Origin of the sequence: Campylobacter concisus, assembly GCF_003048905.1 — a bacterium.
Taxonomy (GTDB): domain Bacteria; phylum Campylobacterota; class Campylobacteria; order Campylobacterales; family Campylobacteraceae; genus Campylobacter_A; species Campylobacter_A concisus_V.
In genome coordinates this window covers 1,054,067-1,077,102 of sequence record NZ_PIRO01000001.1, presented here as the reverse complement: position 1 = coordinate 1,077,102, position 23,036 = coordinate 1,054,067, and the positions used below count along the sequence as shown (strand labels likewise).

At 37.5% G+C, this 23,036-nt stretch carries 21 protein-coding genes and 1 pseudogene; 7 read left to right on the top strand and 15 right to left on the bottom strand.

Annotated features, from left to right (window positions below; translation table 11 throughout):
- The first annotated feature begins 55 nt into the window (after positions 1-55).
- On the top strand, positions 56-970 hold the full coding sequence (locus CVS95_RS05425) for a pseudouridine synthase family protein (RefSeq protein WP_107695832.1): 915 nt from the start codon (positions 56-58) through the stop codon (positions 968-970).
- Between the two features lie 276 nt (positions 971-1,246).
- On the opposite strand, the gene rlmN is transcribed toward CVS95_RS05425, so the two are convergent.
- From rlmN to CVS95_RS05405, 4 genes are read right to left on the bottom strand one after another with little or no spacing between them, the layout of a single operon-like run.
- Positions 1,247-2,377 (bottom strand): 23S rRNA (adenine(2503)-C(2))-methyltransferase RlmN, encoded by a 1,131-nt coding sequence (gene rlmN / locus CVS95_RS05420; protein WP_107695831.1) that lies wholly within the window; start codon positions 2,375-2,377, stop codon positions 1,247-1,249.
- Complete coding sequence (locus tag CVS95_RS05415) at positions 2,374-3,054, bottom strand: purine-nucleoside phosphorylase (protein ID WP_107695830.1); 681 nt, start codon at positions 3,052-3,054, stop codon at positions 2,374-2,376. The genes rlmN and CVS95_RS05415 overlap by 4 nt, the downstream gene beginning before the upstream one ends.
- On the bottom strand, positions 3,054-3,809 hold the full coding sequence (gene hisF / locus CVS95_RS05410; RefSeq protein ID WP_107695829.1) for an imidazole glycerol phosphate synthase subunit HisF: 756 nt from the start codon (positions 3,807-3,809) through the stop codon (positions 3,054-3,056). Before hisF ends, CVS95_RS05415 begins: the two co-directional genes overlap by 1 nt.
- The gene (locus tag CVS95_RS05405; protein ID WP_107695828.1) at positions 3,806-7,090 is read right to left on the bottom strand and encodes a DEAD/DEAH box helicase; all 3,285 of its coding nucleotides are present in this window, start codon (positions 7,088-7,090) and stop codon (positions 3,806-3,808) included. Before CVS95_RS05405 ends, hisF begins: the two co-directional genes overlap by 4 nt.
- A gap of 106 nt (positions 7,091-7,196) precedes the next feature.
- Here CVS95_RS05405 and rsmA point away from each other — a divergent pair, with 106 nt between their 5' ends.
- The 6 genes and pseudogenes from rsmA to CVS95_RS09985 all read left to right on the top strand — a co-directional run.
- Positions 7,197-8,039, top strand: coding sequence for a 16S rRNA (adenine(1518)-N(6)/adenine(1519)-N(6))-dimethyltransferase RsmA (gene rsmA, locus CVS95_RS05400; protein ID WP_107695956.1), 843 nt, complete (start codon positions 7,197-7,199; stop codon positions 8,037-8,039).
- Entirely contained in the window at positions 8,005-10,134 is a 2,130-nt protein-coding gene (locus CVS95_RS05395) for a ribonuclease J (protein WP_199906334.1), read from the top strand. The genes rsmA and CVS95_RS05395 overlap by 35 nt, the downstream gene beginning before the upstream one ends.
- Before the next feature lie 9 nt (positions 10,135-10,143).
- Complete coding sequence (locus tag CVS95_RS05390; RefSeq protein ID WP_107695827.1) at positions 10,144-11,097, top strand: KpsF/GutQ family sugar-phosphate isomerase; 954 nt, start codon at positions 10,144-10,146, stop codon at positions 11,095-11,097.
- 2 nt (positions 11,098-11,099) lie between these two features.
- On the top strand, positions 11,100-11,873 hold the full coding sequence (locus CVS95_RS05385; RefSeq protein WP_107695826.1) for a pseudouridine synthase: 774 nt from the start codon (positions 11,100-11,102) through the stop codon (positions 11,871-11,873).
- Between the two features lie 125 nt (positions 11,874-11,998).
- Positions 11,999-12,133 carry a hypothetical protein gene (locus CVS95_RS09860; protein ID WP_265094516.1) on the top strand — a complete coding sequence of 45 codons (135 nt, stop codon included), beginning with the start codon at positions 11,999-12,001 and terminating at the stop codon, positions 12,131-12,133.
- Between the two features lie 26 nt (positions 12,134-12,159).
- Positions 12,160-12,393 (top strand): annotated as a pseudogene (locus tag CVS95_RS09985) (tetratricopeptide repeat protein); the annotation flags it as partial.
- A gap of 148 nt (positions 12,394-12,541) precedes the next feature.
- Here CVS95_RS09985 and CVS95_RS05375 read toward each other — a convergent pair.
- From CVS95_RS05375 to CVS95_RS05325, 11 genes are all read right to left on the bottom strand, one after another.
- Positions 12,542-13,051 carry a hypothetical protein gene (locus CVS95_RS05375; protein WP_107695825.1) on the bottom strand — a complete coding sequence of 170 codons (510 nt, stop codon included), beginning with the start codon at positions 13,049-13,051 and terminating at the stop codon, positions 12,542-12,544.
- The gene (locus CVS95_RS05370) at positions 13,048-14,001 is read right to left on the bottom strand and encodes a hypothetical protein (protein WP_107695824.1); all 954 of its coding nucleotides are present in this window, start codon (positions 13,999-14,001) and stop codon (positions 13,048-13,050) included. The genes CVS95_RS05375 and CVS95_RS05370 overlap by 4 nt, the downstream gene beginning before the upstream one ends.
- Positions 13,998-14,666: an ABC transporter ATP-binding protein gene (locus CVS95_RS05365; RefSeq protein ID WP_103559504.1), complete on the bottom strand. Its 669-nt coding sequence runs from the start codon at positions 14,664-14,666 to the stop codon at positions 13,998-14,000. Before CVS95_RS05365 ends, CVS95_RS05370 begins: the two co-directional genes overlap by 4 nt.
- On the bottom strand, positions 14,663-15,772 hold the full coding sequence (locus CVS95_RS05360) for an ABC transporter permease (protein WP_085658401.1): 1,110 nt from the start codon (positions 15,770-15,772) through the stop codon (positions 14,663-14,665). Before CVS95_RS05360 ends, CVS95_RS05365 begins: the two co-directional genes overlap by 4 nt.
- Positions 15,762-15,947 carry a hypothetical protein gene (locus CVS95_RS05355; protein ID WP_054197437.1) on the bottom strand — a complete coding sequence of 62 codons (186 nt, stop codon included), beginning with the start codon at positions 15,945-15,947 and terminating at the stop codon, positions 15,762-15,764. The genes CVS95_RS05360 and CVS95_RS05355 overlap by 11 nt, the downstream gene beginning before the upstream one ends.
- Position 15,948: 1 nt before the next feature.
- On the bottom strand, positions 15,949-17,070 hold the full coding sequence (locus tag CVS95_RS05350) for a nitrous oxide reductase accessory protein NosL (RefSeq protein ID WP_107695823.1): 1,122 nt from the start codon (positions 17,068-17,070) through the stop codon (positions 15,949-15,951).
- Between the two features lie 79 nt (positions 17,071-17,149).
- Positions 17,150-17,974, bottom strand: a complete 825-nt coding sequence (locus CVS95_RS05345) for an SEL1-like repeat protein (RefSeq protein WP_107695822.1) — start codon at positions 17,972-17,974, stop codon at positions 17,150-17,152.
- 8 nt (positions 17,975-17,982) lie between these two features.
- Entirely contained in the window at positions 17,983-20,598 is a 2,616-nt protein-coding gene (gene ccsA, locus CVS95_RS05340; protein ID WP_107695821.1) for a cytochrome c biogenesis protein, read from the bottom strand.
- Between the two features lie 14 nt (positions 20,599-20,612).
- The gene (nrfD, locus tag CVS95_RS05335) at positions 20,613-21,578 is read right to left on the bottom strand and encodes an NrfD/PsrC family molybdoenzyme membrane anchor subunit (RefSeq protein WP_087584878.1); all 966 of its coding nucleotides are present in this window, start codon (positions 21,576-21,578) and stop codon (positions 20,613-20,615) included.
- 1 nt (position 21,579) lies between these two features.
- Positions 21,580-22,251 (bottom strand): 4Fe-4S dicluster domain-containing protein, encoded by a 672-nt coding sequence (locus CVS95_RS05330; protein ID WP_072595319.1) that lies wholly within the window; start codon positions 22,249-22,251, stop codon positions 21,580-21,582.
- A gap of 21 nt (positions 22,252-22,272) precedes the next feature.
- Entirely contained in the window at positions 22,273-23,031 is a 759-nt protein-coding gene (locus tag CVS95_RS05325; protein ID WP_072595292.1) for an FKBP-type peptidyl-prolyl cis-trans isomerase, read from the bottom strand.
- Positions 23,032-23,036: the final 5 nt, after the last annotated feature.

Here is a 23,036-nt window from a genome sequence, read left to right as displayed (position 1 = left end):
TATATACTTATAAATTTGTGCTTAAGATAGCTCGCTCATTTTTAAAAGGATTACCTTGCCCTATGTAAATAAATTTATTGCCACTGCAAACAAACAAAAAGCGTATGAAATTTTAATGAAAACTGGCTTTAGTATGAGAGAAGCGCAACGCCTCATAGATAAAGGTAGGCTGATATGTGGCGGTAGTGTCGTGAGTGAGAAAAATGCCATTTTGTGTGGTAATGTTTTTTTGATCGACTATGAGGCGGAGCCAAAGGGGCTAAAACCGATCTTTGAATGTGAGAGTTTTGCTGTATTTGACAAACCAAGCGGAGTTCTTAGCCACCCAAATGGCAGACACTGCGAATACTCGCTAAATGATGAAATTTACACGCTTTTTGGGCGAGATGCGAGCGTGGCACATAGACTAGACTTTGAGACGAGCGGCGTGATAGTCGTGGGCAAAGATAGAAATTCTACGATTAAACTAAAAAAAATCTTTGAAAATAGAGAGGTTTCTAAAAGCTACGTCGCGATGGTACAAGGCAAGATCGAACGAGAATTTACGATCGATGCCAAAATGGATCTAGCAAACAACTACGACGATGTGAAAATGCGAATGCAAATTTGCGAAAACGGCAAGAGCGCTGTGACTAAAATTTTGCCGATCAGATATTTTGACGATATCAATATGACTTTGGTTCAGGCTATCCCACTCACTGGTAGACAGCATCAAATTCGCTTACATTTGTTTCATGTGAAACACAAGATACTTGGCGAACCACTTTATGGTTTGTCACGTCCGCAGATCGAGAAAATTTTAGATAAAGAGATGAGCGAGCGTGAACGAATAAATTTAACTGGAGCAAAAAGGCTCTTGCTTCACTCGGATGAAATTTCTTTTAAATTTGATAAAATTTTTTATAACATAAAAAGTAAATTTGACGCTGAAAGCGAGTTTTATAGATTTGCAAAAGAAGGTTTACTTTAGTCTAAAATTTTTTAATAAATTTCTATTTCTCATAAACCTTTACCTACGTTTTGCCAAAGTTTATCGCTTTTAAATACCACAATGATAATTTTGTAGTTTATGTAATTAATGCTCCACTTTATTTTTTATGAGAGCTAGATTTTATCTTGATGTTAAGACTCAGAATTTATGCCTATCTTTTTCATCTTTTAAAACTTTTAAAATAAGCCCTAATCCGAGTAAGACCACAATAGCAACAAAGACTATTTCGGCTATATCAAGCACACTCATTCTAACTCACACTGGCTTTACTATTTCTTCGAGTGACTGTGTTTTTGAATTTTTATTACCAGTAATAGCTTTAAATTTTGCATTTTCATTGCGTTGTTTTAATTGTCCACAAGCTGCACTTATGTCAAGCCCTTTGCTCTGTCTAATCGTACAAGTGACGCCATGATCTCTTAGATGTTCTTGAAATTTTAGCATGCTGGTAAGCTCGGGTCGTCCAAATTCGCTACCTTCATGTGGGTTAAAATATATAAGATTTACCTTCGCTTTTATGCCATGAAGTAGTTTTACAAGCTTTTTAGCATCACTCACGCTATCGTTTAAATCCTTGATAACAAGGTATTCAAACATTACACGCTTTCGCATATCGATAGGAAATCCCCTCACAGCATCCATAACAGCCTCGATGTTGTATGCCTTATTTATCGGCATTAGGCGGCTTCTAAGCTCATTAGTAACAGCATGAAGCGATATGGCCAATAACACGCCAAGATCCATCTCACCAAGCTTTTTTATCTGGCTACCAAGTCCGCTAGTTGAAACGGTTTGACGACGTGGTGATATGGCTAGACCCTCGTTAAGTGCTAAAATTTTGATCGCTTTACTAACATTAGTAAGATTATCAAGTGGCTCACCCATACCCATATAAACGACATTTATGCGCCTCTCATATGGTATGTTATTTTCTCTTTTTATCCATAAAATTTGTCCCACAATCTCGCCAGCAGTCAAATTTCTAACAAGCCCGCCCTTTGCTGTTAGACAAAAAGCGCATCCCATTTTACAGCCAACCTGCGAACTAACACAAACCGTATAGCGAGCATGGCGACTAATCTTTCCATTCTCATCACTAATCTCCTCTTTCATCGGTAGCAAAACACTCTCTATCTTTAGCCCATCTTTTAGCTCAAAAAGATACTTGATCGAACCATCACTACTTTGCTCAAATTTTACACATTTTAAAGGATCGATATAAAATTTTTCAGCCAGATCTTGACGCATATCTTTAGGTAAATTTAGCATTTGGCTAAATTCGGTTGCATTTTTTTTATATATCCACTCGTAGATTTGTGTTGCTCTAAATGGTGGAGAAACTAACTCTTTTAGTTCATCAATACTAAGATCAAGCAAATTTATCACATATTTTCCTTTATATATTTTGTTAGAATTTTCTTGGCCTCTGCGTGATTTTTTATAAAATCAGCATGTGCATTTTTATCACAAAAATTTGTCGCTACGAAAATTCCATAAGCTGGAATTTTAAAAATTTGAGCTACTTTTAGAACAGAAAAAAACTCCATATTTTCTAAAAAATAACCCTTTTCAAACATCTTATGAGCCAAATTTTTGTCTGTAGTTATGAAATTTGATGAATTTGTTTTGATAGTTCCACGTGAAACGATAGAAGAAATTTCACACTCAATCGGTGAATAAGATCTATTTTCTACGCTAGAAATTTCAATATTTGCCCCAACCGAGCTTTCATAAATTTGTAAAATTTCACCATCTTTATAAAGACCTGCCGAGCCAACGAAAACTATTTTTTCTGGCATCTGATACAAATTTCGTTCAGGATTTTTTGACAAATTTTGGCTTAGATTTTGTAGCTCTGGATTTGATGAGTTTGCAAATTTAGTTTCAATCTTTGTAAGATAGTGCGGATCGATATTTTTTAAATTTATACCCTTTTCATCCGCTCCAATACATGCTCGTTTCTGCAAAAATTTTGTCAAACTTATTGCCATATCAACTAGCCCCACACCCATTGGCAAAGCAAAGTCAAAAATTTCGTTTTTTCCAGCAGAGACAATCAACATCAGAGCCTAACCTCAACGCCATTTGCCTTGAGATACTCTTTTAGTTTTTTTATCTCGATTTCGCCAAAGTGAAATATCGAAGCAGCTAAACACGCATCAGCCCCAGCTTCAAAAGCCTCTTTAAAGTGCTCCATCTTACCTGCACCACCACTTGCGATAGTTGGTATAGAAAGCGTACTAAATATCTTTATTAGCTCAAGGTTAAAGCCCTGTTTGACGCCGTCATTGTCCATAGAGGTTAGCAATATCTCCCCTGCTCCACGCGACTCGACCTCTTTCGCCCAAGAAAAGGCATCTTTTTTGGTATCGATCCTGCCGCCATTTATAAAGACACTATAACCATTTTCGATCTTTTTAGCGTCGATCGCCACGACGACACATTGCGAGCCAAATTTCTTAGCCGCTTCGTCGATCAAATTTGGATCTTTTATAGCCGATGAGTTTAGGCTCACCTTGTCGCAGCCCGCATTTAAAAGGCGAGAGATATCATCGATCGTGCGTATGCCACCTCCAACGGTTAGGGGTATAAAAAGCTTGCTTGCGACCTTTTTTACCACATCAACTATCGTATCACGACCAAGGTGAGAAGCTGTGATATCCAAAAAGCAAAGCTCGTCAGCGCCCTCGTCGTTGTATCTTTTAGCTATTTCGACAGGATCTCCAGCATCGACAAGTCCTACGAAATTTACACCCTTTACGACTCTGCCATCTTTTACATCAAGGCATGGGATTATGCGTTTTGCAAAATGATTCAAATCTGTCCTTTATCTATTTTTCTAGCTGCTACCTCAAAATATGGCAAATTAGACCAATTTTCTCGGTTGCCAACTATATAAACAACCTCTTTTGTTCTTGTTAGTGCTACATTTAGTAAATTTGGCGTACTAGCAGCCCATGCTCTAGCGCCTTTTGTGGCACCGCCAAGAACAAAGATAACAACATCAGCTTCTTTGCCTTGCATGGTGTGAATGGTACCAGCCCCTTTTAAATTTTTACAAACATCTTTAAAAGGTGTTATTATTTTAACACTATCTTTTAGCTTGGCTAACTTACCATCTAAAAGCTCTTTAACGATCATACCTTCGGCTTTATTATAATTACCTATCCATTCATCACTACTAACGTCAATCCATTCTGTTTTGATATTAGGATCACTAAGTTTACTTTCACTACCTCTACCAAGTATCATCATATCATCATATGTTGTCTCGTTTGAAATTTTAAACATAGGGTTAGCGCACCTTCTATGAACGATAAGTGGCGAACCAACCCAAATGGACTTACCCTCTCCTTTTATACATGTACCAATATTTTGTACTTTATCGGCTCGAAGTTGAACTGATGATTTTAGTAGATTAAACTCATCCTTTGCATCACAGTAGCGTAAAATAGCGTTATTTAAAGCTGGTGGTAATGTTACAACAGGCTCAAGTTGAAGTGGATCGCCAACTACAACAGCCATGTTTGAACGAAGCAATGCGCCTAATGCGTTAGTTAAATTTGCCTGCCCTGCCTCATCTATTAAGAGCAAACCTATATCGCCATTTAGTAGCTCTTTAAAGCTATTATTAAAAGATGCAAAAGTAGAACTAACAACTGGCGTTAGTAAAAATAATCCTTTTATTATTTCACGTCTATCTTTAGCCTCAAGCCCGTTTTTCTCAGCCATTTTTTCATCATTAAATATAACACTAAGAGCTCGTAAATTTGTTCTAACAGCTTCTTTGCAAGCAAAGATAGTGGCTTTATGCAGATTAAGCGCTTCTTTAAAAAGCTTAATTCTTGCCTTAAAAAGCTTCGTCTTGTGGGGTTTCTCATCAAGATCACGCTCCATCATAAATGGCATACTCTTTTGCATATCTTCATTACTCTGATTAAAACTACCATTTAAAAAGCTATCAAGCTCTTCGCTTCTACCAATTAATTTTTGACGTCTAATAAAGTCATCATTAAGCTTGTTTAGATGGTCTATCTTGGTATTAAGTTCTAAAATTTTCTCTTCAAGCTGAGTTATTTGAGCTTTTAGTTCGTTTAATTTTACTTCATTCTTCTCTTTATTTTCACTATTTTGCTTGCTTGCTTTCAAATTTTGCTCAGCTATTTGGCGATTTATCTCACTAACTTTTTGCGCTTCATTGTTATATTTTTCAAAAGCTTGCGTCTTTAAAATTTGCTGGAAAATAAAAAACGATGGCTTTATAGGCGTACTTAGATACTCTTGCAAAATTTCATTTTGGCCAATAAGCTTTGTTAGCTCGTTAGCTTCAGCCACCTTTTGCTCTAGCTCATTTTTGCTCAAATCTAGCTCATCTATTAGTGGCCTTAAGAGCTCATCTATTTGCTTTGCTGAATTATAGTTATCAAGTCTTTTATCGATATTTATAAGCTCGCTATTTATACTTTTTAGCTCCTCTTCTTTGATCCTGATCTCACTAAAAAGTAGATTTACTTCGTGTAGGGCTTGATTAAATTTCTCCTTTGCCACGTCGTAGTCATCAACTCCTTCGCCGGTAGCCAAGTATTTGCCAAGCCCCATCAAAAAGCCATCTTGCTCTATAAATTCTTTAAATTCTTTTGAAATATCTTCAAACTGACTATGTGTTTTTTCGATCTTTACACCATTAATCGCGTTGAAAATAAAATTTGACTTATTTTGCTTTGAGCCAAGAGGTATGCAAAAAAGCCCCCATGCAGGTTTTGAGATAAAAGATTTTTCTCCAAAATTTGTCTTTTCATCAGCCGAGAGAAGCCTTGTAGCTATAAATTTAAAATAATCAATCTCGCCTGCATAACTACCAATACTTTTTAACTGGCTAAGCTCTTTACTTAAAATTTCAACCGCACCGTTATTGCAAGAGCTAACAACCATCTCATAGCCCTGAAGTTCTTTATTTAGAGTAAAATAAATCACCTTATCGCTACTATCTCGAACTGGAGCAAAGATATCATGTCTGCTCATTTGCGCGAGTTTCATCGCTCTAAGCGTAACAACTTCAGCCATTACGTCTTTTAAAAGCGTTGTTTTACCGGTTCCTGGAGTACCATTTACGCTATAAATTCCACCACTTTTTTCTTTAAATTTTTTAATGATGTTATTAACAGCAATTTGCTGTGAGAAATTTAAAGCAAAGTCGCTAGCAAAGGCCGATCTTGGATACTCTTCTGCTTTAAAAAAATCTCTAACAAGCCTTTTATTTTGCTCATCTCTTACATCAAGTCTTTCAAATTTATTCTCACTGCCCTCATCCAAAAACTGATCCGTTAGCTCGTGCGTCCTGCCTGACTCGTAAAATTTGATAAGCAAATTTATATCATCTATGAAAAAGCTATTTAAAAGGCTATCATTTTCTTTAAAATTTGGATTTATGATCTTTACTTCAAGCCTTAAGAAATCATTACAAAATGGTGTTTTAAGTGCACTTTTTAGCTCATCGTTGATAAGCTTTATATATTTGCCAAATTCCATTTTTTCTTTATAGATAGATAGCTTATCTTTTATACGCTCACACTCTTTGCTAAAGTCACTTTGGCTTATCTCTTTTAGATGATTTAGACGAGCCATTGCCCAAGGAGCTGTTGAGATGAAAAGATCATCAGATGAGCATGGCGTGAAAAATGGGCTTAGCTCATCATCTAAATTTACATCTTTTAAAGCAAAATTTTGATCATCTTTGCAAAATACCAAATCACCAGTAAGCTTAAATTTATAGCAAAACGCCTTATCAAAGCTCGTTTGCTCAGAGCGTAGCTCATCTAAAATTTGTTCTTTTTCAAATTTTACCTTTGCCAGCTTTGATATATAAATGGCAAGCAAGTCAGTCTCAAAAATACCACCATAAATTGAAATTTCTATACCATTTTTTAAAAGTGAGCTATCAAATGCTCTTAAAATTTGTAGAAATTTCTCATCGAAATTTGCGATGTCAAGGTCTATTGATTTTTTAAATTTCGTATTTGTCTTTTTTGGCTCGTCTAAGGTTTTTGGCTCCAAATATTGTGATAATAAAAAGTATTTTAAGGTATTTGCCTTGCTCAAATTTATGCCCTATTTCGTTATTATTTAGTGATTATAGTCCATTTTATATATGATTAAACTAAACTTGTAATCATTGTATAAGTAATTTTTGGCTAATATCGCGGCTATGATAAAGGCAAAAAAGCACTTTGGACAGAATTTTTTACAAGACAAAGCGACACTAAACAAGATCATCCAAGCGATACCCAAGGACGTAGCAAACGTCGTTGAGATTGGGCCTGGCTTAGGTGATTTGACATTTAGACTTTTGCAAATTTACAAGACAACCTGTTTTGAGATAGATTGTGAGCTGTTTCAAATTTTAAAGGCCAAATTTGCAAATGAGATCCAAAATGGACAATTAAAACTTTTTTGTAAAGATGCTTTAGAGCAGTGGCAGCAAGAGGGCGGACTAAGTAGCGAGAACTACTTTTTAGTCGCAAATTTGCCCTATTACGTTGCTACGAAGATGATACTAAATGCGATAGATGACGAAAAATGCCTTGGGCTTATTGTGATGATACAAAAAGAGGTTGCTCTTAAATTTAGTGCAAAGAGCAAGGATAAAGAATTTAGTTCTTTATCGATCTTCGCTTCACTGCAAGGCAGGTGCGAGCTTTTGTTTGACGTGGATGCAAAGCTTTTTAATCCACCTCCAAAGGTCACATCTTCAGTCATCAAACTACAAAAAATAAAAAAGATTTTTGGCAAAGACGGGATTTTCAAAGATGCAAAACAATACGAGGCTTTTAAAGTATTTTTAAGAGCTACGTTTGCTTTGCCAAGAAAGACGCTTTTGAAAAATTTATCCACAAATTTTGACAAAAATGCGTTAGAAGAAATTTTTGAAAGCCTAGGCTTAGCTCAAAATTTACGTCCGCACGAGCTAGATGTCGATTCTTATCTAAAAGTATTTGAAAGATTAAAGGAAGATAATGAACGACAAAAACGAAGAGAAAGTTGTAACTAACCAAAGCAAAAACAACAAAAGACGAAGATTTAGACCAAAAAATAAACCAAAACAAGAGGGCGAAACTACCGAGCAAGCTTTACTAGCAAGTAAAAGCGTAATAGATAATTTCTTTGCAGCAGAGCAAGCTGAAACTGAAACGCACGCCGAGCCAAAGAGCCAAAATTCTCGCCCAAAAAAGCCAAGAAACAACAAAAATCAAAACAAAAATGGCGAAAACAATAAGCTAAAAGAGCAAAAACAAGAATCACAAGAAACAAAAACCAAAACGCAAGAACAAAAAGAAAAGCCTAAAAAAGCTAAAAAGCCAAAGAAAAATTTACCAGCTAAGCTAAACGGCAATGAGCAATGGCAGCAAGATATCGCAAGTGCAATGGTGGCAAATAAGGCCGTTCACGAGCTTCGTCTGGAGCCGATGAAGTATCTAAACTCTAGCGAACACAAGATCCGTATAACACCTCTTGGTGGACTTGGTGAGATCGGTGGCAATATGACCATCTTTGAAACACAAGATAGTGCGATCATCGTGGATATAGGCATGAGCTTTCCTAGCGAAAGTATGCACGGCGTAGATATACTAATCCCTGACTTTGACTATGTTAGAAAAATAAAAGATAAGATAAAAGGCGTCATCATCACTCACGCGCACGAGGATCACATCGGCGCGGTGCCTTATTTTTACAAAGAGTTCAAATTTCCTATCTATGCAACACCACTTCCGCTTGGAATGATAAATAATAAATTTGAAGAGCATGGCCTAAAACAAGAGCGTTCGCTTTTCCGCTCTGTCGAGAAAAGAAAACCATATCTTATAGGTGATTTTGAAGTCGAGTGGATACATATAACCCACTCTATCATCGATGCTTCTGCACTTGCCATCAGCACAAAAGCTGGTACGATCATTCATACAGGCGACTTTAAGATCGACCATACACCGATCGACGGCTACCCAACTGATCTTGGCAGACTCGCATACTACGGCGAGCGCGGCGTGCTCTGTCTCATGAGCGATAGCACAAACAGCTACAAAGAAGGCTTTACAAAGAGTGAAAGTAGCGTGGGCAAGACCTTTGACGCGATATTTTCCAAAGCCAAAGGTCGTGTGATAATGAGTACATTTAGTTCAAACATTCACCGCGTCTATCAAGCGATCGAGTGGGGGCTAAAATACAACCGCAAAGTCTGTGTCATCGGTAGATCAATGGAGCGAAATTTATACACTGCAATGGAGCTTGGCTATATCAAACTTGATAAGAAAATTTTTATTGACGCAAATGAAGTTGGTAAGTTTAAAGATGATGAGGTGTTAATCGTAACAACAGGAAGCCAAGGTGAGACCATGAGTGCGCTATACCGAATGGCTACAGATGAGCACAAATACATAAAAATAAAACCAACAGATCAGATCATCATCAGCTCAAAGGCGATCCCTGGTAACGAAAATAGTGTCTCAACGGTGCTAAATTTCCTTATCAAATCAGGTGCCAGCGTCGCGTACCAAGACTTTAGTGAGATTCACGTCAGCGGCCACGCAGCACAAGAGGAGCAAAAGCTGATGCTTCGTCTTATAAAACCAAAATACTTCCTACCAGTGCACGGCGAATACAATCACATTGCGAAACACAAAGAAACAGCCGTAGCTTGCGGTGTAGATGAAAGAAATATCTATCTAATGAGTGATGGTGATCAGATGGAGATATGTCAAAAATACCTAAAGCGTGTAAGAACAGTAAAAACGGGCAAGGTATTTATTGACAATCAAATAAATAAACAAATTTCAGATGATGTCGTCATTGATAGACAAAACTTAGCTGAAGCAGGGGTCGTCATGATAATCGCTCAAATTTCACGTCATGGCGCAAAACTCATCAATAAGCCTCGCGTCATTAGCTACGGCCTTGTGGGCAATAAACAAGATGCTGAGTTTAGTAAAGAGATGCAAGAAATTTTGACGCAGTTTTTAAGCAACGTCAAAGAGGAGCTTTTAAAAGATGGCAGACTGCTCGAGGGGCAGGTGCGTCAGGTCATTCGAAAACACATCTTTAGAAAAGTCAAAAAATACCCGACTATCGTGCCTATTATCTATCTAATGTAAGGGAAATTTATGCAGACAATGAACCAAATCGCAGCCGAAGTTTTAGAGATAGAAGCAAACGAGCTTTTAAGGCATGCTAAAAATTTAGCCATAGAAGACGCTGTAAATTTGATATTTAACGCGAAGGGTAAGGTCATAGTCACAGGCGTGGGCAAGAGTGGTCACGTGGGTGCAAAGATCGCTGCTACGCTTGCAAGCACTGGAACGCCAAGCTTTTTCTTACACCCAACAGAGGCTATGCACGGCGACCTTGGCATGATAGAAAAGGATGATGTTTTGTTAGCCATTAGTTTTAGTGGCGAGAGCGATGAGCTTATCAAAATTTTGCCTCACGTAAAACGCTTTGGCGTGAAAATAGTCGCCATGGCAAGGAGTAAAACAAGCTCACTTGGTAAATTTAGCGACGCCTTTATCACTATCGACGTAGAGAAAGAGGCCTGCCCACTAAATGCTGCCCCAACAGCATCAACAACACTAACGTTAGCTCTTGGCGATGCATTGGCTGTTTGTTTGATGCAAAGGCGAGGCTTTAAAAAAGAGGACTTTGCAAATTTTCATCCAGGTGGCAGCCTTGGCAAGAGGCTATTTTTAAAGGTCAAAGATGTGATGAGGAGCGAAAATTTACCGATAGTTCGCTGGAATGCGAGCCTAAAAAAAGCAATCGATACTATGACACACGGTAAACTTGGCACGGTCCTAATCATCGATAAAGATGGTGTGTTAGATGCTATTTTAAGCGACGGCGATCTTAGACGTGCACTTATGCGAGAAGACTTTGATCTAGACGAGCCAGCAATGAAATTTGCAACATTGCATCCAAAAGAGATAAACGACAAGGAAATGCTAGCCGTGGATGCGTTAGCCCTCATAGAAAAGTATAAAATTCAGCTTCTTGCCGTTGTTGAAGATGGCGTACCTGTTGGAGTTTTACATATCCACGACCTTGCAAATTTAGGACTATAAAAATGGAAAAAACAAGACTAAATAAATTTATCTCACATAACACAAACTACTCACGCCGTGAGGCAGATGAGCTGATAAAAGCTGGCAAGGTTAGCATAGCAGGTCGTGTGGTTAATGACCTTGCTACAAGCGTGGATGAAGATGATAAAGTGCGTATAAACGGCCGTTTGATAAAGCTAAAAAAGGAATTTACTGTTATCGTTTATCATAAACAAAAGGGTGAGCTAGTTAGCAAAAAAGATGACCGCGGACGAAAGACGATCTATGATACGCTAGATAAGAAATTTACAAAATTTGTTAGCGTAGGACGCTTAGACTATGCAAGTGAAGGGCTACTTTTACTAACTGACGCCCCAGCGATCGCCACAGCGCTCATGAATAGCGATTTAGAGCGCGAATACTACCTAAAAGTAAAAGGCGAGGTGACAAAAGAGGTGATAGAAGCGATGACAAATGGCTTTTTCGCCAAGGACGCCACCAAAGGCGCACACGCAAAAACCACTATAAAATCAATGGAATTTAAGCCATTTCTAGCCTACAAAATCTTTGGCTCAAGTGGTGGTTACACAAAACTAAAGGTCATCATCAACGAAGGGCAAAACAGAGAGCTTCGCCGTTTCTTTGGATACTTTGACCTTGAAGTGATGGATCTAAAACGTGTTAGTTTTGGGCGTGTTAGCCTTGATATGCTAAAGCCTGGCAAATGGCGCTACTTTGAAAATAGCGAATATGAAGACCTAAGAGACTTTTTAAAGGTTAATAACGTTAGGTACTAAATTTGGCTTATTCCTCTAATAAAAGAAGACAAGCTAAACCAAAAAACAACAAATTTACAAAAATGGAGAAAAGGCTGTTTTTTATCCATTGTTTTACTAGCTACCAGTCTTTGTAAGGATCTTTATTGAGCTTAGACTTGAAGCTTATAATAAAGGCGAGTTTGATAAAGCTGCCAAGCAATGGCAAAAAGGTTGTAATGGCAATGTTGCCCGTGCTTGTCATAACTTGGGAATTTTATACGAGGATGCCAAAGGCGTAAAATAAGACTATCACAAAGTAGCCGAGCTGTATAAACGATCGTGCGATGGCGGATTTGCTGGTAGCTGTCTAAATTTAGGGGCTTTATGCATAAAAGATCAAGGCATAGGACAAGACTATATCAAGGCTATCAATCTATGCAAAAAGGCTTGCGACGGTGATGTCGCTCAAGCTTGCCATAATTTAGGTGTTTTATATGCGCTAGGCAAAGGCATAAATCAGGACTATCGCTTAGCAAAAAGGTATGTTTTTAAAGCTTGCACTCTAGGATATCAAGATGGGTGCGACTATCTTAATAAGATGATTGATAGCAACGCCACAGATTACAATGATGAAAAGATTGAGATCATGTTTAAAACTATGACTAAAACGATCAATCATCTAAAACAGATCAACTAACTTCATAAATTTATATCTTATTTTCTGAAAGCAAGATGTTTATATATGGATTTAGTAGCGTCTCACCACGTGCTGCGTATAGTAAGACCTCTTTAAAATAGTTGTCATTTATGCCATATGTGTGAAACTCGTACGCCCCTATGCCGTATCCCATGGGAGTTATATCAACCCTTGAGTACCACGCATTTTGTGCTAGTATGTAGCGGTTTGTATCTCTTGAATAGACATATAGTTTGATCTTATCTTTGCTCTTTTGCCACATATACCAGATGAAAGAATTTGTAATATCGTTAAAGAAGTAAATGTCGCCGTTTGGCATGATGGCTTGAGCCGTATCGTTATTATCAGCGATGAGTGTCCTACTCTCATAACATATAAATTTATTTGGCATAAGTTGCTCTATTGGCTCAGATTTGCCGTTATTTAAAACTAAAATTTTATCATCACTTATGTCTGCATTATAGGCAAGTACGGCTAAAACTAGGGCTAACAAACAGAGAGAAAAAATTTGCTTTATCAAAATAAAAATCCTCTTAACAAATAATATTTCAGGACATAAAGCGAGCATATCAGCACGCAAACACCTAGCCAGATCGATGAAAATTTAAGCTTGTGTGAGTAGTTTGTCTTTGTGATGATCTCAACAAGATATGGCATAAGGCCGTAGAAAACGCCCAGAAACAAGCTGCCCCAGATAAGGTAGCCAACATAAAAATAGTCACCTTTTAGCATGCAGTATGGGCATTTATGGTTTGGTTGCTCGTAAACGTAAAGGCCAAAAAAGTAGGTGATGGCATAGTAGCTAAGCACCAAAAACAATAAATTTGCCACAAAGCTCGCCATACTTTGCTTTAAAAAATTTAGCACCAAAATGACAAAAAATAGCACGTAAAATACGCTTACTAAGCCAAAATTTGTATAGCCAAATGGTAGCTTTGGAGCTTGAAAAGTGACAGAGCAGCAAAAGACCGGCACTTTTAGTGGAATATTGTAAAAAAACGAAATTTCTATACCAAGCTCAAGTAGTATCATGACAAAAAGGCAGATAAAAATGGCGTATTTTTTCTTTAGATAAGGAAAATTTAGAGCCTGCAAGTCAAGCTTATTTATAACCAGCCAAATGCCAAGCCCAAAGATCAGCAAAATTTTAGTGAGCATCAATATACCACCAAATTTATTTGAGCCAATCACGCCAGCTGAACACATAGCACCAGGCACAATATCAGAGAGTTCATTTAGGCAAAGTGCAAAAAATATAAACAATACGATCTTGATACAGACGCAAAAAAGTAAGATGGTATTTACAAGATAGTTTTGCTTTTCAAGCGAGTATTGAAGCGATGTTAGTGCATTGTAATCCCACGACCTCACGATCCTAACGACATAAAAGAGCGAAATGCTCATCAAAACTAAAAGCACAAACTCCGCTAACAAAAAGGCAATAACGGCGTTTGATAAAAAGACACTCATACTATCTCTCCGTTTTGCAAGCTGACAACCCTATCTGTTGCACTTAGCTCATCAAAAATGCTATCGTGAGTAGCGACGATAACACTCTTTTTTAGAGCTTTAAAAGACTCTAGCAAGCCTAAAAACGCACGTGCATTTTGTCTGTCTAAATTTGCCGTTGGCTCATCAGCTAAGATGATGTTAGCATCCATTGATAAAGCCCTAGCTACCGCACATCTTTGACGCTCGCCACCACTTAAATTTGATACGTTCTCATCTTTTTTATGAGCGATATTTGCGAGACTTAGAGCCTTTTTTATCATCTCATCTCGCACATTTGCCTTGAAATTTGTTAGGGCAAATGGAGCTAGTAAATTTTCATATACACTTAGCCCCTCAATGAGGTTAAAATTTTGGAAGATAAGCCCAAGTCTTTTGTGTCTAAGCTCAGAGCAAAAAGCATCAGGTAGCTTTGCAATGTTAGTGCCATCTATCAAAATTTCTCCACTAGTTGGCTTTTGAAGTAGGGCAATAAGCGAAAGCAAGGTGCTTTTACCGCTTCCACTAATGCCTTTTAGTATCACTAGCTCGCCGTCATTAATATCTAAATTTATATTTTTTAAAGCACAAAACTCATTTTGTTTGTTTTGGTTATAAACTAGGCTAACACCTCTTATATTTATCATTTTAGCCCCTCATTTATGTCGCTACTTGCTACTCTCCATGAAGGTATGAGCACAAACGCCAAAAATGGTATCACACCAAAAACAAAGATCAAAAAGAGCTTATCAAACTCTAAAATAGGCGTGAAATTTGTAAAATTTAAAAGCTCATCGCCTAAAAATATCCCTTTTAGAAGTGGAGCGTTTAATACAAAAACAAAGAGATAAGCCAGCATAACACCGAGTAAAAAAGCACTAACGCTCACGATGAAATTTTGTATAAATTTTAAAAATATAATGTCTTTTATACAAAAACCAATGCTCCTTAAAATAGCTATTTCACGCTTTTTACTACCATATGCGAGTGAAATTTGGTTTTTAAGCAAGACAAAGAATATAAGCATAACGCTAACGTAAATACTCATAAAAATTCCACCCTTATAATAGTAAAGGTGCCTAACCTTAGCCACCTCATCTTCTATACTAAGAGCGAAAGAATTTGGATATAAATTCTCTATCTTTAAAGCTACTTCACTGATCTCATCTGTGTTTGGCACCTCAACGTAGAGCTTTGTATACTCTTCATCTTTTAAATTTAATATAGCCCTTAGCGTATTTGGATGCAAAAATATAGCGTTATTTGTGATTAAACCACTTTGTGCCGGCATAGTCTTTAATATCTTTACTGGTATCATGCGCTCTTCAGTTAGAAAATTAAAGCTCTCGTCGTAGTAAAGCTCATTCATCGCTGCCTTTACACCTTCTCCGACAATCATCTCATCTTCTTTTAGACTATCATCTTCATATAGATGAAACCAAACACGCTTTTGAACGAAGTAGTACTCTCCATCAACTACGCCCCTTACATCACTTACGCCATCAATCTTTGAGATATCGTAGATATAGCCAGGGTGCATGAGATCATTTTTGCCAGCACGAAATGCGCTCACTACGATACTTGATCTATCTTTTACTAAATTTATAAGATCATGTTGGATCGATCCAGAGATGAAAAGCACCGAACTTAGCACAAAGATAATGAGTGCAAAGAGGCAAAAGCTAAAAAGGTGATCCTTCCTATCTTTAAAAAGCAGAACCACAGCATAGTTTATAAAATTTTTACCTATCATAGACAAAGCCTTTTTGCCCCTTTTGGTTAAAACTAAAAGCAGCATTTGCTCTTGTTATCTTAGAAATTTCTCTTAGCTCATCTTGCTTTGCTTTATGATCAAAGCTAAGATAGTGTGCCGCTAAAAGCGTATAAGAGAGTCCAAAAAATAACGCCAAAAAAACTAGAAATTTCACACTATTTACCAATAAAGTTCTTTATCTCGTCAAATCTTATGACACCTTTGCCAGCATGATCTTTTAAAAAGCTCTCTGCCTTTGCTTCATCTTTAAATGGGATAAACTCATCACCCATTGGTCCGTAAACGTTTGAGCCATGAACATAAAACGCATCTTTTGCATCAAGCTTTTCTAGCGTGTAATAATCGCTCACATAAGCGTCTTTCATTTTACCGTCCGCAAAATAAAATTGTGCCATATCTTTTACACCATCAAAATAATAATCCTTGCCATCTGCTTTGATAAGTGTCGCCCATGGAGAATTTTTGACGATCATGCCACATACTGCACATCTTGCACCTTTTGGCACGACTATTCTCTCAGGTTTTTTTATTTCTTGTTTAGGTTTTGAAGCTTGGTTGCTAGTACCTAAATTTGCTGGAGCGTCCCATAGATAAAGAGCAGCGGCTTGCAAGTACTTGTCGTACTCTGGAGCTTTGTTGGCCTCTTTTGCATCGCATACTTTTTTGAGATGAGCTTTTAGCTCAGAGATAGCCTTAAAGCTTTTTGGATCAGTTTTGTCGCAGTTTGCCTCGTAAAATTCCTTACCATGTGCGTAAACGCCGTCCTCACGCTTAGCTTTTATCATTTTATTATCACCCTCGAAATCCTGTCCAGCGATCTCGTAAGCTTTGGCAAAGTTCATTATCTCGCCGCCATTTTCTGCTTGAAATTCTTTTGCGTCAGCCTCGGTTGAAAAGGCGTATTTGCTATTTCTAGTCATTGTGCCTTTAACACTACTACCAACGACATAAAAAGCTTTATTTACGTCGATTAAATTTAGATTTTTAGTATCGACAACCTGCGCGTCGCTTGGGATCTTGCCTTCTGTTAGCTCGTATAAGCAGTGGAGTGATGCTACTTGCTTGCCGTTATATACGTGATTGGTCTTATAAAATTTGACCAAATTCATTCCACAAACGGCGCAGTACTCCTTGCCCTCGCCACTTCCTACTAGTGTAGCCCTGCTAGGATCCACGCTTTGAAACATCGGTTTCATTTTGACAGTTTGCTCATTTGTAGAAGCACTAAAAAGTAGGGTCGCCAGTAGTGCTGAACTCAAGATAGAACGTAAAATCATAATTATCTCCTTTAGTATTTTTTATTTTTATATTTATATTTATAAGCTTTAAATGCCACTGGGCTAACTTTATCAAGCATCAATGCTTTCCTAAAATTTCTAAATTCTCACACGCTTCTTTTAAGCCATTTTTGCAGCTTCTAGTGAAAATTTCACGTGCTTTTTCTACATCTTCTTTTACGCCTTTGCCTTCAGCTAGCATAATAGCGTAGTTGTTGCAGCCCTTTTCATATCCATATATACACGCTTGCTCATAAAGTTTTGTCGCTTTTGTAAGGTTTTGATCAACGCCTTGTGCATAAACATATAAAAAGCCAAGATTATCACATCCTATGCCAGCTTCGTTTGCACAAGCCATTTCGTAGTTTACTTTGGCTTTTGCATAGTCTTTCTCGACACCTTCACCTTGCGCGTACAAATAGCCAAGATTACTACATCCTATGCCGTCCCCTGCCTTGCAAGCCTTTTCGTAAAGCTCTTTTGCCTTTTCAATATCCTTTGTCACGCCGGTGCCATTTGCATAAAGCAAGCCAAGCTCTGTGCAACCCTCATTATCCTTACAAGCCTTTTCATAAAATTTAACTGCTTTTTCTAGGTCTTTTTCCACGCCTTTACCTTTTTCATAGACGTAGCCAAGGTTGCTGCAAGCCATAGAGAAATTTTGATCACAAGCCTTTTCATAAAGCATAGCCGCCTTTGCTTCGTCCTTTTTGACATTGCCGTCGCCCCTGCTGTAAAGCACAGCTAGGTTGTAGCATCCTGATGCCTTTTTCTCTTTATCACAAGCATCTTCATAAATTTGTGCTAGCTTGTTGTGATCTTCTTTTGCACTTAAAGCCTCTTTGATATAGCCAGCATTTAATAGTCCCAAACAAGCAAATAATAAAACTAAACTCTTTTTCATTATATCTCCTAAATCTCTTTTATATCCTTACCTCTATAAGCAAAGGCGATTAGCAAAGCCAAGAGCATTAAAAGCAAATAAAGCAAATTTGAAACGCTAAATCCATCGCCATTTGCGTATGAGTGAAGCCCGCTTAGATAGAAATTTACACCAAAATAGGTAAAAATAACTGAACCAAAAGAGAGCACGCTAGCTACTAAAAAGGTAAAAATATTTTTTAATCTTGGGATAAATCTTAAATGAAGCGCAATAGCATAAATAATTATCGTAATGTACGACCAGCTCTCTTTGCTATCCCAGCCCCAGTATCTACCCCAGCTCTCATTCGCCCAGACGCCACCAAGGAAATTTCCAATAGTTAGCAAACTAAGTCCTATGATGAGGCTTAGCTCATCAGTTGCAGCGAGGTATCTTATCTGCTCACTAAGCTTTTGCTCGTTTTTTTGATTTTTTATAGCCATTAAAAGAAGCCCAAGAAGCCCAAGCACAAAGCTAAAGCCCAAAAAGCCATAGCTTGCTGTGATGACACTTACATGCACGCTAAGCCAAAATGACTTTAAAACTGGGACTAGATTTGTTATTTGTGGATTTATAAAATTTAGATGAGCGACCAGCAAGCTCACACTTGCAAAAAGTGAAGCAGCTCCAAGAGCAAAGCTTTGATGTTTAAAAAATAAAACTCCAGCTAGTACGCTTGCAAGCGAGATATACACCAAGCTCTCATAGGCATCACTCCAAGGTGCATGTCCTGAGATATAAGCACGAAGAGCTAAATTTAACAAATGCACCGCAAAGCCAAAATAAAATGCAAGGCTAAGCGCTTTTTCAAATCTAAATTTCTTTCCAGAAAATAGCCTATAAAAGCCAAGAGCAAGCGAAACTAGCCCAAGGACCATGTAAAAATATATAAGAAATTTAAAAATTTCCATTTGATTATAAAGCACTTCAAGCTCCACCTTTGCCTCGCTTGGTGCAAGAGAGCCTAGAGTGCTTCTTTGATAGCTTGAAATTTTCTCCAAGCTCTTATCAGCTCCCTCACACTCGCCACTTTTTACGCAAAGGCTTAGATTTTCTATATAAGCGCCTAAAACGCTTTTAAGCTCGCTTGAAATTTCACTTGAGCCAAAGGCTTCATTTACGCCTAGCCATGTTAATTTATCACCATTTTTAGCTGGTATAAATTTTAAAATTTCTCCCTTTAGTGCAAGGTATAAGATATTTAATCTCTCGTCAAATTTGATCACGTCGTTGTCAAATTTATCTCTTTTTGAGGCGGATTTTTCATTTGCAGCTTCCACAAATTTAGCCAGCTTATACTCGCCATTTTCGTTAAAGACATCGTTCAAACTAGCAAATTTTTCATTAACACCCAAAAGCTCGCCTACGCGATCACTTGTGATCTTTACTATCCTTTTATCCATCCACTCTTTTGGCGAGATGGCAAAAGAGAGCATTAGCTCCTCGCTGCTAAGCCCAAATAGCGTAGTTTTGGTTGAAATTTTACTTATCACAGCTCTTGAGTAAGAGCTAGCTGGAGAGATTCTGCTGTCAGCTTGAGTCAAAATTTTGGCAAATTTGCCCGCATGTGCCTCTAAATTTTTATTATTTTCATTAGCAAAATTTGGAGTAGCATTTAAAAGCAAGATAGCCAAAAATGCGATTTGCGAACCTTTTATAAAATTTAGTAGCCTAAAAAATCGGCTCTTTTTACTAAATAAATTTGCCACAAAGCCAAGGCAAAGTAAAAAATATCCTATGTAAGTTGGGATTTTGCCAGGATCACGGCTGATCTCAAAAGCGCTTCCAAGCTCGTCAGGATCGTATGAAGACTGAAAAATTTTATAGCCATCAATCGTTAGTGGGTTATTTAGTGAGATGTCGTACTTGTCGCCAGCGATACTTACTTTACTTGTATAAGATGATGGACTATTTAGCCCTGCATATCGCTCTAAAATAAACTCGTCAAGCTTTAATGAAAATGGTAAATTTAAAGCCTTTGAGCTAAAGTAAAATTTCACCTCTTGTCCACCAAAACTTAGTACACTAGGCTCCAGCTCATATCCAGCTCCGCCTTTTAGTTTAATACTCTTTTTTTCGCCGTTAAAACTTATCTCTAAACTAAGCGTAGCTGGAGCGTTTTTTTCATCTTTTTTATATCCAAGCAAGTTAATTATAAATTCTTTGCCATCTATAAAATTTTTAAACTCAAAGTCATTTTTGCCAAATAAGCTTAATTTTAATGGATAACTAAAATTTTCTCCAAGTATTTCGACTCTAAGATAAGGCTTGACGCTTTGCATTACATTTGAGCTTTGCAGAGCTCTAAGATGCATAACGCCCTCTTCGCCAAAATACCTTGTAAGCGCAGCCCCGATGAAAATAATGATAAAACCAAGATGTATCAAAAATGCGCCAAATTTTTTATACATATTGGTTTTTACGATACTAATGGCTAAACAAATGGTGCAAGCAAACATAACACACTCGTACCAGAGTGCTTCATAAACCAGCACCCTAGCCGTTTGTGTGTCATAAAAATTTTCTAAAAAGGTCGCAAGTCCTGCACCAAAAGCAAGAATAAATAATAATATCAAAGACAAGCGGTAGATATTTAAAATTCTCATCGCTCGCCTCTACCTTAAATGCTATAAGTTTGTCCCGCATAAAGTATAAACACCCTAAGCAGTAAAACACCAATAACAGCCGCTAATGAACTGATATAAAAGCTAAATTTTAGGCTAGCTACTTTTTTGCCAAATGCAAAATTTAAAACAAAAGGCACAATGAAGCCAACTAGCACAACACCAAGCCAAAAGAAATTTGCCCAAACGCCACTATAAAAAGCAACAGCTGCATTTTGCTGATAACTTGAACCAAGCAAAAGCGATACAAAAAGCATTAAAATGAGTAAAATTTCAGCTCCCAAAACGCTAAATTCTACGCTATGAAGCGAGTGAAGGTCGCTTGAGTGCGGATCTTCTTTAAATAAAGCTGCTGCAACCAAGCTACTGCCACTTATGCCAGCACTTAGTCCTGAAGCTATAAATAAAGCTGGAAGCACAGCTGTGTTTAAGAGAGGGAATCTAATCAAAACTGAGATCAAAAATCCAGTATAAGCGCAAATTATTACAGCAAAAATGAGACAAATACGACTTAAAAATGGATAAAGCGGTATTAAAATTTTCATTATTAATGCAAAAAGAGTACTAAAGGATTTTAAACTTTTGGCTAAGAAATTTGAAATCTCATCATTAAATGCATAAAGGCACATCAAAAAGCTAAGCGGTATAAATACACAAAGTCCAGCAACACCGATAGACATAACTGATGTGAAATTATAATTAATCAAAATTTTCCAAAACAAAAGTGGCTTTTCAAGATCAGCTATCAGACAAACCATACCAAGCATGATGCTAACAAATGCTAAAAGCGAAGCAGCCTTGAAAAATGGGCTAAAGCTCTCTTGCTTTTTATAGTGTTTTAAAAGTATAGCAGCGATTAGCGCTCCACCACTCATACCAGCTAGCAAAAGATAAACAGCGATCGGCCAGCCCCACTCTACTCCATGCGAAAATGTTGCAGTAAAATTTAATGCACCATCCATCTTACACCCCCATTTTTACTTTAGGAATATATCTAAGGCTTGGTTTTGTGCCAAGCTCTGCTCTTAGCCTTATGCTATCTTTTACGGCTAGTAGCTTGCTGATGTGAGAATCTTCATCGTTAAGATCGCCAAAGACGATCGCCTCATATCTACAAGCTTCTACACAAGCTGGCTCTTTTTCGTCCTTTAAATTTGTATCTACGCAAAAGTTACAGCTTTGAGCTGAGTGCGTAACCTTATCAATATATCTCACATCATATGGACAGGCTACGATGCAGTATTTACAGGCGATACAATCATCTATGTTTGTAGTTTGTATGCCAGTTTTTTCGTCTTTATGACAAGCCTTGGTCGGACAAACAGCTACACAAGGCGCATCGACGCACTGCTGACAAGACACTCTTACAAATCTTTTATCGAGTAAATTTTTAGGATTAGTCTTATCTTCTATAAAAAGTCTCATCTGCCCTTTTGGGACTAAATTTACCTTTCTGCAAGCTATCTCGCAGTCTGTACAGCCAACACATTTATTTTGGTCAAATATCATACCAAAGTGTGGTTTTTTTACACTTTCTTCACTCTTAAAAGCAAAACCACTACTTGCCGCACCAGCACCAGCAGCCACAACTACCATGCTTTTTAAAAAGGCTCTTCTATTTTTTTGATTTTGCATTTTTAACTCCATTTTTATATCTTAATGAGGCTTTTTAATGCCCTCATTTAGTTCTTTCTCGTGAATTTTCTTTGCAGCCTCGGCTAACTCACCTGGCTTTAAGACCTTAACAAGCTCTATCTCAAAAACGATAGTCTCGCCTCCAGGTATGCCCTCCATGCCGCTATCGCCATACGCAAGTTCTGGCGGGATAACAAATTTAAACTTATCGCCCTCTTTCATGAGCATTAAGCCCTCTTCAAGACCTGGAATCAAATTTAGCATAGAAAGATGAGCTGGAGCCTCTTTTGTCTCATCAAAGACCTTACCATCGATAAAGCTAGCTTTATAGTTTGCTATGATGATACTCTCTTGTTTTGGAGTCGCTCCCTTTTTGCTTGATTTTAAAATTTCATATTGCAATTTTGATTTTGTCGTTTTTACATTTTTATTTTTTGCATTTTTATCCATAAAAGCCTTGCCCTGCTTTAAATTCTCTTTAAGTATGGCGGCTTCTTTTTCTTTTACTATCTTGTCTAAATTTTCAGCTCTTTTGTTTAGTAGCTTTGCTATCTCATCATCGCTTAGTTTTAGCTCTCCTTTTAGTGCATCACTAAAACCTTTGATAACGGCCTCAGCATCGTAGCTAATGCCTATTTGTTTTTGTTCAAGTAACCCTTTTAAAACATATCCACCACTTGTTGCTCCCATAGCATAAGACTCATTTGAATCTACATTTGCAAGCAAACCAGAAGCACTTAAGCTAAGAAGTAGCGTAAATTTTAAAACCTTATTTTTCATATCAA

Coding starts and splice junctions, on each gene's coding strand:
- CVS95_RS05415 (WP_107695830.1), bottom strand. CDS start 3,054: ATGTTGATTGTCTCTGCTGGAAAAAACGAAATTTTTGACTTTGCTTTG.
- rsmA (WP_107695956.1), top strand. CDS start 7,197: ATGATAAAGGCAAAAAAGCACTTTGGACAGAATTTTTTACAAGACAAA.
- CVS95_RS05395 (WP_199906334.1), top strand. CDS start 8,005: ATGAACGACAAAAACGAAGAGAAAGTTGTAACTAACCAAAGCAAAAAC.
- CVS95_RS05390 (WP_107695827.1), top strand. CDS start 10,144: ATGCAGACAATGAACCAAATCGCAGCCGAAGTTTTAGAGATAGAAGCA.
- CVS95_RS05385 (WP_107695826.1), top strand. CDS start 11,100: ATGGAAAAAACAAGACTAAATAAATTTATCTCACATAACACAAACTAC.
- CVS95_RS05370 (WP_107695824.1), bottom strand. CDS start 14,001: ATGAGTGTCTTTTTATCAAACGCCGTTATTGCCTTTTTGTTAGCGGAG.
- CVS95_RS05365 (WP_103559504.1), bottom strand. CDS start 14,666: ATGATAAATATAAGAGGTGTTAGCCTAGTTTATAACCAAAACAAACAA.
- CVS95_RS05360 (WP_085658401.1), bottom strand. CDS start 15,772: ATGATAGGTAAAAATTTTATAAACTATGCTGTGGTTCTGCTTTTTAAA.
- CVS95_RS05350 (WP_107695823.1), bottom strand. CDS start 17,070: ATGATTTTACGTTCTATCTTGAGTTCAGCACTACTGGCGACCCTACTT.
- CVS95_RS05345 (WP_107695822.1), bottom strand. CDS start 17,974: ATGAAAAAGAGTTTAGTTTTATTATTTGCTTGTTTGGGACTATTAAAT.
- ccsA (WP_107695821.1), bottom strand. CDS start 20,598: ATGAGAATTTTAAATATCTACCGCTTGTCTTTGATATTATTATTTATT.
- nrfD (WP_087584878.1), bottom strand. CDS start 21,578: ATGGATGGTGCATTAAATTTTACTGCAACATTTTCGCATGGAGTAGAG.
- CVS95_RS05330 (WP_072595319.1), bottom strand. CDS start 22,251: ATGCAAAATCAAAAAAATAGAAGAGCCTTTTTAAAAAGCATGGTAGTT.
- CVS95_RS05325 (WP_072595292.1), bottom strand. CDS start 23,031: ATGAAAAATAAGGTTTTAAAATTTACGCTACTTCTTAGCTTAAGTGCT.